This is a genomic window from Paenibacillus sp. Aloe-11, from assembly GCF_000245715.1.
Lineage (GTDB): Bacteria > Bacillota > Bacilli > Paenibacillales > Paenibacillaceae > Paenibacillus > Paenibacillus kribbensis.
Genome location: NZ_JH601050.1, coordinates 418,391 through 429,871, shown reverse-complemented (window position 1 = coordinate 429,871; position 11,481 = coordinate 418,391). Strand labels below are relative to the sequence as shown.

Sequence of the window (11,481 nt, the reverse complement as noted above, 5' to 3'; positions counted from 1 at the left end):
GCCGCTAACCGCAATCGCGATGCCTGCCCCGGCCGCCACCAGCGTGCGTGGAATTCGGAACTGTAGCAAGGCCGAATTCGCGCTCTCCCCGCCGAACAATCCAGACAGCAGATCGCCTACCGGAATACGCATTCCCCCAAACATCAGGCTGAATACGGTCAACAGCACAGCTGCGCACCCGAACAGCGTGGCCAGCCTGCCGAACGGCAATTTTCGTGCACGGACACCTATGTTCATTGAAGACTGTCCGCCACTGCCGGAGGGCAGCTTCATCTTCCAGAGAATCAGCCAAATTAACCACGGGGCCCCAATCAATGCCATGACCGCTCCAGTTGGCAGATTCATGCTTGATTGGTGAACCATTTTCGCCAGCACGTCAGCGCCCGTTAGCAGTAGCGCTCCCCATAGGAAAGTGCCGGGCAGTACCCAGCGGTGCATTTTCAGGCCGCTTAAGCGTACCAAATGCGGAGCAACCAGCCCCACAAACCCGATAGGCCCGATGACGCTCACCGTAACCGTCGACAGCAGTACCGACAATACAATACCCACAGCCCGCGTCAAACCAACCCTTTGCCCCAGGGACGTGGATGTAGACTCATCCAGATCGAGCACATCGAACTGCCTCGACAGCAGAATTGCAATAATTGAAAGCCCTACGACCCAGGGCCAAGCGTAAATCGTACCGCTCCAGTCGTTTTGCACCAGTGAGCCGGAACCCCAGAGAAACAGCCCCTGTGTTTCAAAGGAATAAAAGATATGCAGTGCTCCGGTAAATGAACCGAGGACCATAGATACAATCAAGCCCGCAAGCGCCAATCGAATCGGACTTCCCTTTCGCCCGCCGCCCATGAAATAAGCGAGCACTGCCGCCAGAAGACCGCCTATGGCAGCGAACAGAAACGGCGCTTGATGCAGTAAGCCAGGGAACATCACCGCACCAAGCACAACTACAAAGTAGGCTCCAGCGTTAATTCCGAGTGTATCAGAAGCTGCCAGCGGATTTTTGGTAATCGCCTGCAGCAATGCACCAGCAATCGCCAGCGCACCGCCAGCCAGGATTCCAATGACCGTGCGTGGCATTCGCAAATCCCAAATCATATTGTGGTCCAGTGTATTCTGTCGCTGGACCAACGCCTCAATGACTGTACGCAATGGTATGGATGACTCTCCATAACACAAGCTTACAAAAAAAAGCACAGCAAGGACGGCCAAACCGCCCCCAAAGATGCCCCCTACACGCCAGACCTTCGACAATCCTGCTGTGCCTGTCTGGGTCATTTCGTCAGAACCCCGACTACTTGGTCAACCAGCACTTTGGATGAGATTGGGCCACCGAACGTCCATGTTGTTCCATCCAACGGATAGGCTCGTTTGCCTTTGACGAAGTTCAGTCCGTTCCAGACCGAATTGTTCTTCATGGCGGTTCCGAATACATCGTCCGTCTTCTGCGTAATGTAGATGAAATTGCTGTCCTGTACAGCAGGCAGGGCTTCGATGCCAACGGTGCTAAATCCGTATTTCTCAGTCTTGTCCGACTTCCAATCGTTCACCATGCCGATTTTCGACAGTGTTTCCACTACAACTGAGTTGTCCTTGAACATGCGTAGACTGGCGGCATTTTGAGCCGTAAAGGCCTGTGTCAGCGCGTAGTGGAAGTTCGTTTTTCCCGCTTTTTCCAATGCAGCCTTTGCCTCTACATAATGCTGGTCAAGCTCACTTAGAACTTTATCAGCCTGCTCGGTTTTTCCGGTAGCCACAGCGATCTGCTTGAAAATTTCGACCATACGGTCATAATCATAGCCGTTCCCTTTATAAGGATCGTATTCTATCGTTGGTGCGATCCCCTTAAGTTGTGCATAGATGGCTGCATTATTATCTGCGTTAGAGATAATAAGATCCGGCTTGAGCGCCGCAATTGCTTCCAGATTCGGTTCACCCCGTGTGCCTATATCCGTAACGGAATCAGCAAGCTTCGCCTCTGGCGTCACCCACAGCTTGTAGTCTGCATTGTCCGCATTTCCGACAGGCTGCACCCCAAGTGCAATTAGATCTTCGGTAAACGTCCATTCGAGTACAACGACACGTTCTGCTGGCTTGTCCAGCTTGACTTCCCCATGATCATCCTGCACCATCACTGGTCCAGCCGCTGGAGTCGTCTGTTTAGGTCCCGGACTGGCTCCCGTCTTCGAGCTATCCCCCACCTGACCACAGCCAGCCAGCAGACCGCCCAGCATAATAGTAAAGACCATAAACAACAGTAGACCATTCCACTTTTTCTTCATTCCTCTTCATTCACCCCTATATGTATACGTCGCCTTAGACAATGATTATCATTATCACTAAAAAGGGTATAGGGGTTAACGATTTTTGTCAATAAGGATTCTATTGAAATAGTGTAAGCAGCAAATTTTTGCAAAGTGCGGCTACTCGTTAGTCAGAAATCCAAATTGAATCGCAAACGGGTTCCGTTTATGATAGCTTTATCATTGTTTTTAAGGGAGGCTGCATTAACGTGGCAGTATTAATCAACGAGCAAATTAAGGCGGACGAGGTGATGCTCACCGGACTCGGAGGAGAGCAGCTCGGTATGGTCTCCAAGGCAGAAGCCTTGGCTATGGCCCGATCCAAAGGGGCGGACCTGGTCTGTACCTCATTGATGAGCAGCCCACCGCCCTGCGCCCTGGTTCCGAAGGGCAAGGGGAAAGCGCTCGCGCAAAAAGAGTCCGCAGCACGCAAAACGAATGTCGGGCGAGCTGTTGGAAAGAGCGGTAAAGAAAAAATCAAGGAGCTGCGCTTCACTGCTCATATTGAAGAGCATGATTACGATACGAAGCTGCGTCAGGCGGAGAAATATCTGCGTTCCGGCAAACCAGTACAGTTGGTTGTCAAATCATCCGGCGCGAAGGAAGCCCCTGTCGCCAAAGCGGTGCTGGAGCGGCTGCTGGTCGACCTAAAGGAAGCCGGAGTGAAGGACACTGGAATCCAGACGGGCGGCAAGGGCTCACAGGTGAAATTAAACCCACGCTTCCGATAAGAAAATCCTTTGGGAGGAATTCGAATGCATCGAAAAAAAGTCCCCCGTTAAACCAGAGGTCCTCCATCCATATGTGCGTGTCTACTCCAACCAGTAAAGCAAAGGGAGATGACTATGAACATGAATGGACCTGTGCCCAATACGGGGCCATGCTAAAACCTGTTTTCTTAGCAATTATAATAATATGACCACGTTTTGGATATGCCGAAGACCCCTTTTATTGAGGGGTCTTTTCCTATTTTGCTAACTGTAAAATATTTAAAATTTAAACCTCTTGATTTCGCTCTCCGCCTCATTTATTCTCGATATATATTTATATGGGCTTTAAGCCTACAATTCGGACAGTTCCAAGAAATTTTCATGCTAGGTCTTTATGCAGAGTTAATTTTTGTTAATATCCAATATTAGGGCCTAAGGTACTATGATAGATTACATTTTAATGATATATTGATAAATAATATAAAAGACTATATACCCAGGGCTTGGGCTGGAGGATGTATGAAAAAGGAATCAAATCAAGACGAAACCAGTTATTTATTTAATGTTGATGTATTAGTTAAAGGTCGTTCGAACGTAGAGGCCCTTCAGTTCTTGCTTAACCTCTTGAGCCAACATGATCAAATTGCCGATAGTCGGATTCAATCTGGCATCGAACTTGGCAATTTAATCGAAGCTGCTTTGTATCTAAAAAAACAGTCTGGTAACGACTCATTGGACCCTGCCACTAAGCTTGCGGAGAAGTTCTCCAAAAAGAAGTCCGCCGCGGTTATGACTAAGCCAGCTGCCGTTCAAGAAATCAAACAATCCCGCACACAGCCAAAGCCTGCAACACAACAAGAACTTAACACATATGAATGGATTCAACGCTATATACAAGATAATACACTTGTGCGTTTAATCGTGAATCGCTATGGCGGACAACGCAGCATTCCCTGCCGCATTCTCAACCTGGATCATGCTAACAACTTGCTGAGTGTGTATCATGTGGATGAGAAGCAAGTGTACTCCTTTAAAATGAATGAAATTGATGAAATCACAACGTAAACACAATAACTTTCAACACGAACTAAAGCATGAAAAAAAGAGAATCAATAGGAAAAGCATATAGCTTTCCTATTGATTCTCTTTTTTCGTATTCCCGAATCGGGTCACTAATCCTCTTTCTTCAGCCCCATCGCGGTCCAGGCCAGGCATACCCAGCCTGCAATAAAACAAACGCCCCCCAATGGGGTAATAGCACCCAGGACACGGATTCCGGTCAAACTTAGCACATACAGGCTGCCGGAAAACAAAATTATACCCGTGAACAGCAGACGCGCTGCCCATCTTAAACGGTTTGAAGCCCCCCATTGCCCGGCAGCCAATGCAATGATCAGCAAACCGACAGCATGAATCATATGATATTTTACACCTGTTTCATACACTGCTAATGCATCCGCGTCAATTCGCGCTTTCACAATATGTGCTCCAAACGCTCCAATGGCTACTGCCAACAGCATCATTATAGATCCCACAATTATCCATCTGCGTTGCATATTTATGTACTCCTTTCTTCTCATTCATTAATCCCAACGTTCTTTCTATTTTATCGAATAGGTATGAAGTTTACCAGCTAGCCTGCATGGTTGAATTCCTGCAGAATTTGATGTTTAGACCTTGCCTATTGGAGGGTAATGTGTAAGACGGCTTGCTTTTTTGTTTATTTTGTGGAAAATTAGTACCTGTTCGGACTATGTTCAAGGAGTTGAAACCATGAGTTACCAAGATCCTGATTTGCAAAAGCCTGCTGTGTCTGAGGAGCACCCTGTTTTTTCAGAAGCTCCTGTGTTCCAGCCTCCGGTCAAGCTCAAGCACTCCGGTCCCGGAATTGCTTCTTTTATTATGTCGCTCGTCAGTCTGATCGGATATATTATTATGGCTATTATGGTCATTAATCTGCTTGCTCATTTCAGCCAGTACCAAACAATGAATCCGGAAGTCGTTCTGCAACAAACCGGAACCGTGCTGCTTCCTTTTATTTTTCTAGGCAGTCTGTTGCTGAATTGTAGCGGACTTGTAGTCGGTATTATTGGAATCGCGTTGAAAAACCGTAAGAAGGCCTTTGCTATCACAGGATTGATCATTAATGCACTCATTATTGTGGGCTTTATTGCACTTCTTGCCATCGGCCTTGCCATTCCGAATAGCACTGCGGATATTTATCCTTCCTCCGTACAATCTTTATAATTTTCCCGCATCACACAGAGAGGATTCTATGTATGAACAAAATCAAAATTTTTGCGGACAGTACCAGTGATATTCCTGCCGACTGGCGCCAACAATACGAGGTTAGCATTGTACCATTGTATACCGTGTTTGGTGATGAAGCATTACAGGACGGGGTGAACATTCAGCCGGAACAATTATTTCAGCGTGTAAGCCGCGAGGGACAATTGCCGCGCACCGCTGCACCTTCTCCAGCTGATTTTATTCAAGCCTTTTCTCCCTACATAGAACAAGGGGACGACATTCTATATATCAGTCTGTCTTCTGAGCTATCTTCGACGTATCAAAATGCACTGCTCGCTGCCTCTGAATTCCCGGAAGGCCGCATCACGGTCTTTGATTCTCTGAATTTATCATGCGGCTTTGGCCTGCTTGTGATGAAAGCTGTACGCGCAGCAGCAAATGGCAATACGATGGAGCAGATTGTGGAGATGCTGACGAAAACCCGACCGTTGGTGGATACGGAATTTGTCATTGATACACTCGAATATCTGTACAAAGGCGGCAGATGCTCAGGGATGCAGAACCTGATCGGCAGTCTGCTCAAAATTCGTCCGGTCATCAAAGTCATTGACGGAAAAATGACGCCTGCATACAAAGTCCGTGGCAAACGTGAAAAAGCACTGGATCAGATGCTGCAAAATGCCCTGAACCAGCGGGATCAGATGGATAACGACATCATCATTGTCGTACATGCTTTGGCCGAGGAAGATGCACTCATGCTGCAAGCTCGTTTGAAGGAAGAAACGAATGCACAAGAGGTGCTGTTGGCTACAGCCGGGTGCGTCATATCGAGTCATTGTGGACCTCAGACCATAGGTATTATGTATGCCAAAAAAGCATAGTTTCAAAATCTAGCTCCGCTTACCCTACAGGTAGCGGGGTTTTTGATATTTTTCCAGCAATTTAGCAATGAATAACTTTACTATTTTTGATAGTATTATTCGTCGAGTGACGATCAATGTATCTACAATCTATCATAAAAAAAGAAGGTTATTCGGTATGAGTTCCAAGCGATCACGTTGGTTAACCCGGCTCACCCTGGCAGCGACTACAGCCATAACGATATTCACCACATCCACTTCATATTTAGCTGCCCCGGCAGCAGCATCCGGCGTAGCGTTTCAGGATATTTCACACAGCTACGCCTATCAATCTATCATTTCCCTGCACGCAAAAGGGATCTTGACTGGTACACAACCAGGCTACTTCTCCCCCAAAAAAGCAGTTACGAGAGCCGAATGGGTTACTGCACTGGATCGCACGCTCGGTCTGCAGTCTGTAAAAGCGACCGTTGCTTCCTATCGGGATGTATCCAAACAGGCGTGGTATTACGGCTGGATCGAAGCTGCTTCCCAGCTTGATATCGTCCAAGGAGGAACGACCGCTACATTCCAGCCCAACCATTCTGTAACCCGACAAGAAGCGGCCTTGATGATCGCACGTCTTATCCGCTCTTCAGGGGGATCAGGAGAAGCCACTTCCTCTTTCACAGATGCTGATGAGATTGCAGATTGGGCGCTTGAAGCTGTCAACACCGTGAATCGTTACGGCTTTATGAAAGGTGAAAATAAGTATTTTCCCCCCACATCTTCCCTCACCCGAGAAGAAACAGCGGCCATACTGGAACGTCTGCTGGCGTATTCCACGCAGCATGCCCGGCCAACCGCTTCCTCCGCCACTTCTATCCGACTAGGGTGGCAATATGATCAAACCGTTCAGCAGTTTGAAAACACCGTGCTGCAGTCCAACATTAACACGCTGTCACCACGCTGGTTTTTTCTGAACGAAACAGGCAGCCTCAGCGACTATACGGATTCGTCGCTTCTTGCCTGGTCCAAACAGCATCATAAAAAAATCTGGGCTATGGTCGGCAATCGCTCCAATCTGACAATGACCCATCAAATTTTGTCCAGTGTGGCTTTACGCAGTAAAACCATAAATCAACTTGCCAATGCCGTATCTGTCCATAAATTGGACGGGCTTGTCATTGATTTTGAAAATGTAGACGGTCAGGATCGAGCCAATCTCACATTGTTCATCCAGCAATTAAAAGCCAAGCTGAAAAGCCTGAATGCCGTACTGGCCATTTGCGTATCGCCCGATTACGGCACGGACTGGACAGCCGCCTTTGATTATAAGCAGCTTGGCGCTGCGGCAGACTATATGATCCTCATGGGATACGACGAGCATTGGGGAGGCAGCTCGACTCCCGGCTCTGTATCCTCCTTGCCATGGCTCCGTGAAAGCGTGAGACGCTTTGAACAAACGACCGATCCTAGCAAGGCAATATTGGCGCTGCCTTTGTTTACAAGGAATTGGACGCTCAATGCGAGCGGCCAATCGGTTGCTTCCTCTGATATTTCACTAAATGAGCAAAATCAGCTCATATCCCATGCCTCTTCCAAACCGGTGTGGAATAAGGATGTTCAGCAGTATACGGTGTCTTACAAAGACACGAAGCTGCATAAGCTATGGCTGGAGGAAGGACGATCCTTTACCCTTAAGTATCGATTGGGACAGGATGAAGGATTTGCAGGCATCGCCTACTGGTATCCGGGCGGGGCAAGCTCTGATCTGTGGTCCAGTATCAAAAATGCAGACCGATTCCAACAGCGTGGCTTGTAACAGCGAACAACCTTCAACCTCACGTGAAAAGTGAAGTTGAAGGTTGTTGGTATACATACATATTGCCAGCCTACGACTGGTACGCGATTTTCCCGTTCACAACCGTCATTCGTACCTTAACGTCAAGCAAAGCTTGCGGGCTTTCCGATACATCGCGGTCAATGACCGTAAAGTCAGCGGCTTTGCCTTCAGCAATCCATCCCCTTTCATCCTCCTCCCCGGCTGCCACTGCGCTTCCTGTAGTAAACAAATGAATGGCTTCATGAATATCTAACTTTTCGGCAGGAAGATAACCCTCGTGCGTTTCTTCCGGCTTGGTACGAGTTACAGCTGCATGCATCCCGAGAAAAGGGCTCAGCGGCTCAATCGGTGCGTCACTGCCGCCAGCACATGGAATCCCTGCATCCAGCAGTTTTTTCCAGGCATATAAATATTCTGTCCGTTCTTTCCCAACCCGATCCAGTACCCATGGGAAGTCACTTGCGACAAAACGCGGCTGAATGTCCGCAATCAGCGGCAGCTTCGCCATTCTCTGGACCAACTCAGCCGTAAGCACCTGTCCGTGGATCAGACGATCCGGCAAACCGCTTTCCTCCGTAAGCGGATGGGTCTCCATCGCTGTCAAAATCATCTGCGCCGCCCCATCGCCTATGGCATGCACAGCCACCGGAAAGCCTGCCGCTCTGGCTGCCGCCACCATCTGATTCAGCTCTGGCTGCGGTTGAATCGCCATCCCGCGGGTATGCGGAGTGTCACTGTATGGCTCGGACAATAATGCAGTTCTTCCGCCAATGGCGCCATCGGCAAACATTTTTATGGCACCGATCTTATACCACTCATTGCCGGCACCTGCACGCAGCCCTTGTCCCTGCGCTTCTTCCAAAAATGGATGATAGATCAACTGGTGTGTACGAAAGGCAAGGCCTTCTTCTCTCAGTTCCTTGTAAATCCGCTGCATCGTCTCCACGCTGCCCAAAAAACGTAAATCCTCCGTATGCGCAGCCGTCAGACCGAGACGTATCGCATCCAGACATGCCCGTCGAATCGTATCCTTTTTTACCGCATAATCCGGCTCCGGCTGTACGCTTGTAAAGGCGAAGGATGCCTCCTCATAAATCAATCCGTTCAACCGTCCCTCAGCGTCTCGCCCGTAAGCTCCCGAGGCTGGATCAGGGGTGCTGTCGCTAATACCCGCACGTCGAAATGCCTCTGAATTGGCCAAGAACGTATGAAAGCATGTACGGGTCAAATAGACCGGGTGCTGATCTGTAATGGCATCCAGCTCGGCTATACCCGGAATTTCAACAGGAATAAATGCATTTTCGTTCCAGTTGAGCCCTAAAATCCACTCTCCCGGCGGTGTTACAGCGACCCGCTTGCGCAGCATGTCCAGCATCTCTTGCTTGGAGGCAGCTGATGTCAGATCCAGCATCGCCAGCTTCAACCCATGCATGGACAAATGCATATGTGAATCGGTTAAGCCTGGCAGCACATAGGCGTTTTCCCAATCCACAGTTTTATACTCCTTGCCGGACAGCTGCAATTCAAGCTCCCGTGCATATCCGATGGCCTGTATGCGGCCATGCTGTACCACGATTGAATCTCCTTTGGAAGCCCAATCCCCATACAACCGGCCATGCTTAAATAAAACGAACGTCAACGCTGCTCATCCCCTTTTTAAGCTATAACACTTATTCCCTTCATAATTGCGCCTGTGTCGATACCTCCGATTGTAGTGTAGCTATATCTACCTGCTGTATCTGCCGGGCAAAGTGATCATGGGCTGCACAGACAGCCAGTTTATAATCTTGATCCAGCTCATACTGTTTAAAATGGCAATACTCGGTGGTAAAGCCATCGGTCGTGAAGCCTATGAACGAATGTGCCCTCAACTCAAATGAAAAAGACTTTAGCGGCAATGTTAATCCCTGTCCCTCAGCCTTCACAAAGCTTTCCTTAAGCGTCCATAGATCATAAAAATAGGATAAGCGACTGTCTGCATCCTGACGCATTAATGCATCATACTCTGCGTCCGAAAAGCATACCCTGCCTACCTCAAAATCAATAGGACGGAGCTGTTCAATGTCGATGCCGAGCGGATGATCATCAAGGGCACATACCACCCATTTTCCCGAATGAGAAACATTAAAATGGAATGCTGGCGTATTCAACAAGGAAGGCTTGCCGAAAGCATTGTATGTAAACTGAAGGCTGGCATTAGGTATCTTCAATTGCCGACAAGCCAGCCATCTTAACAGCACATCGGCGTATAAGCCCCTCAGAGCATCTTCCCGGTGCAAAAAACGATCCAGCTTCTGCTGCTTTTCCAGTGAAACCCGATTTAACAGCAGCTCATAGTGAGCCTCAGCCTCCGGCTTGCTTGTATCAATCGCGTATATTTCCATGGTCGCCTCCTATGCCGTAATGGATATCAGCCCGTTCGCAACACTCACCGTTCGATTGAAGTCTGTCAGATATGGATGGCGTGTGCCGTGTACATGGTCAATATACTACTCTAGCACTTTCAATTCAATATGGATACAATTGGGATGAGCAGCTCTTTAAAGCTGCTTTATAGAACTCATTCATGTAAGCGCTTAAAAAACACACATAGAGGAGGACGAAACAATGAAATACGATTTTGTTCGCTTGCTGTGTATTATGCTTACGATTTTGCTGACGTTGAGCATCTTCCAAATGTTTTCACCTAAAATCGCTTCAGCAGCTTCGGCGAATATTGTGAATGGCATTCAGTTCAAGGATACTGCTGGAAACGTCGTCCATGCCCATGGGGGCGGTATGATTAAAGTGGACGGCTACTATTATTGGTTTGGTGAAAATCGCAATCCGAATGGCACGTTCAAGGCGGTATCCGCCTATCGTTCCTCAGATTTGAAAAACTGGGAGTTTCGCAAAAATGTGCTGACCAGCAGCTCGGCAGCTGAGCTGAATGTGTCGAATATCGAGCGTCCAAAGGTGATTTACAATGAAAAAACACGCAAATACGTATTGTGGATGCACAAGGAAAATGGTGTGAACTACAACGAGGCTCGAGTTGCAGTTGCCACCTCCGATACTGTGGATGGCGATTATACGTATCAAGGCAGCTTCCGTCCTCTGGATCACGATTCCCGCGATATGACGGTATACAATGACAACGGAACGGCTTACCTGATCTCAACGACGCGTGTGAATGCCGATCTGAACATTTATCGTCTGACACCGGATTTTCTGCAGGTTGAATCGCTGGTGACTACACTGTGGTCGGGACAATATCGTGAAGCTCCGGCAATGTTCAAAAAAGGAGATGTCTATTTCCTGATTACATCCGGGGCAACCGGCTGGAATCCCAATCAGGCCAAGTATGCTACGGCATCCAGTATTGAAGGGACCTGGAGCAATACGATAAACTTCGGGGACAGTACAACCTATGGTTCACAGTCGGCCTACGTCATTCCAGTTGAAGGTACGCAGACGACCTCTTACCTGTATTTGGGTGACCGTTGGGCGGGGGCATGGAGCGGTCCTGTACAGGATTCTCAATACGTGTGGCT

At 48.4% G+C, this 11,481-nt stretch carries 11 protein-coding genes; 6 read left to right on the top strand and 5 right to left on the bottom strand.

Annotation, left to right across the window (positions count from 1 at the left end):
• Positions 1 to 1,278: iron chelate uptake ABC transporter family permease subunit (locus WG8_RS08045; protein WP_007429631.1), on the bottom strand; the 1,278-nt coding region annotated here is incomplete at its 3' end.
• A complete protein-coding gene (locus WG8_RS08040; protein WP_007429630.1) occupies positions 1,275 to 2,282 on the bottom strand; it encodes an ABC transporter substrate-binding protein in 1,008 nt (335 codons plus the stop codon). The genes WG8_RS08040 and WG8_RS08045, both read right to left, overlap by 4 nt.
• A gap of 230 nt (positions 2,283 to 2,512) precedes the next feature.
• On the opposite strand from WG8_RS08040, the gene infC reads away from it, so the two are divergent.
• Both infC and WG8_RS08030 read left to right on the top strand, forming a co-directional pair.
• Positions 2,513 to 3,034, top strand: coding sequence for a translation initiation factor IF-3 (gene infC, locus WG8_RS08035; RefSeq protein WP_007429629.1), 522 nt, complete (start codon positions 2,513 to 2,515; stop codon positions 3,032 to 3,034).
• 498 nt (positions 3,035 to 3,532) lie between these two features.
• Positions 3,533 to 4,078, top strand: coding sequence for a hypothetical protein (locus WG8_RS08030; protein ID WP_007429628.1), 546 nt, complete (start codon positions 3,533 to 3,535; stop codon positions 4,076 to 4,078).
• A 107-nt stretch (positions 4,079 to 4,185) separates the two neighbouring features.
• On the opposite strand, the gene WG8_RS08025 is transcribed toward WG8_RS08030, so the two are convergent.
• Positions 4,186 to 4,569, bottom strand: coding sequence for a DUF423 domain-containing protein (locus tag WG8_RS08025; RefSeq protein WP_007429627.1), 384 nt, complete (start codon positions 4,567 to 4,569; stop codon positions 4,186 to 4,188).
• Between the two features lie 217 nt (positions 4,570 to 4,786).
• On the opposite strand from WG8_RS08025, the gene WG8_RS08020 reads away from it, so the two are divergent.
• The 3 genes from WG8_RS08020 (at position 4,787) to WG8_RS08010 (ending at position 7,927) form a co-directional block, all read left to right on the top strand.
• On the top strand, positions 4,787 to 5,260 hold the full coding sequence (locus tag WG8_RS08020) for a hypothetical protein (protein WP_007429626.1): 474 nt from the start codon (positions 4,787 to 4,789) through the stop codon (positions 5,258 to 5,260).
• A gap of 32 nt (positions 5,261 to 5,292) precedes the next feature.
• On the top strand, positions 5,293 to 6,144 hold the full coding sequence (locus WG8_RS08015; protein ID WP_007429625.1) for a DegV family protein: 852 nt from the start codon (positions 5,293 to 5,295) through the stop codon (positions 6,142 to 6,144).
• A 157-nt stretch (positions 6,145 to 6,301) separates the two neighbouring features.
• A complete protein-coding gene (locus WG8_RS08010; RefSeq protein ID WP_007429624.1) occupies positions 6,302 to 7,927 on the top strand; it encodes an S-layer homology domain-containing protein in 1,626 nt (541 codons plus the stop codon).
• A gap of 70 nt (positions 7,928 to 7,997) precedes the next feature.
• On the opposite strand, the gene WG8_RS08005 is transcribed toward WG8_RS08010, so the two are convergent.
• Both WG8_RS08005 and WG8_RS08000 read right to left on the bottom strand, forming a co-directional pair.
• Positions 7,998 to 9,587, bottom strand: a complete 1,590-nt coding sequence (locus WG8_RS08005) for an amidohydrolase (RefSeq protein WP_007429623.1) — start codon at positions 9,585 to 9,587, stop codon at positions 7,998 to 8,000.
• Positions 9,588 to 9,627: 40 nt separating this feature from the next.
• Positions 9,628 to 10,332 (bottom strand): 4'-phosphopantetheinyl transferase family protein, encoded by a 705-nt coding sequence (locus tag WG8_RS08000; protein ID WP_007429622.1) that lies wholly within the window; start codon positions 10,330 to 10,332, stop codon positions 9,628 to 9,630.
• Between the two features lie 223 nt (positions 10,333 to 10,555).
• Between WG8_RS08000 and WG8_RS28185 the strand changes: the two genes are divergently transcribed.
• Positions 10,556 to 11,481, top strand: a 926-nt coding sequence (locus tag WG8_RS28185) for a family 43 glycosylhydrolase (RefSeq protein ID WP_007429621.1), incomplete at its 3' end; no start/stop codon positions are given.

What these genes read in the sequence shown, in the direction of transcription:
- WG8_RS08000 (WP_007429622.1), bottom strand. Translation starts at nt 10,332, where the DNA reads ATGGAAATATACGCGATTGATACAAGCAAGCCGGAGGCTGAGGCTCAC.
- WG8_RS08040 (WP_007429630.1), bottom strand. Translation starts at nt 2,282, where the DNA reads ATGAAGAAAAAGTGGAATGGTCTACTGTTGTTTATGGTCTTTACTATT.
- WG8_RS08020 (WP_007429626.1), top strand. Translation starts at nt 4,787, where the DNA reads ATGAGTTACCAAGATCCTGATTTGCAAAAGCCTGCTGTGTCTGAGGAG.
- WG8_RS08015 (WP_007429625.1), top strand. Translation starts at nt 5,293, where the DNA reads ATGAACAAAATCAAAATTTTTGCGGACAGTACCAGTGATATTCCTGCC.
- WG8_RS08025 (WP_007429627.1), bottom strand. Translation starts at nt 4,569, where the DNA reads ATGCAACGCAGATGGATAATTGTGGGATCTATAATGATGCTGTTGGCA.
- WG8_RS08010 (WP_007429624.1), top strand. Translation starts at nt 6,302, where the DNA reads ATGAGTTCCAAGCGATCACGTTGGTTAACCCGGCTCACCCTGGCAGCG.
- WG8_RS08030 (WP_007429628.1), top strand. Translation starts at nt 3,533, where the DNA reads ATGAAAAAGGAATCAAATCAAGACGAAACCAGTTATTTATTTAATGTT.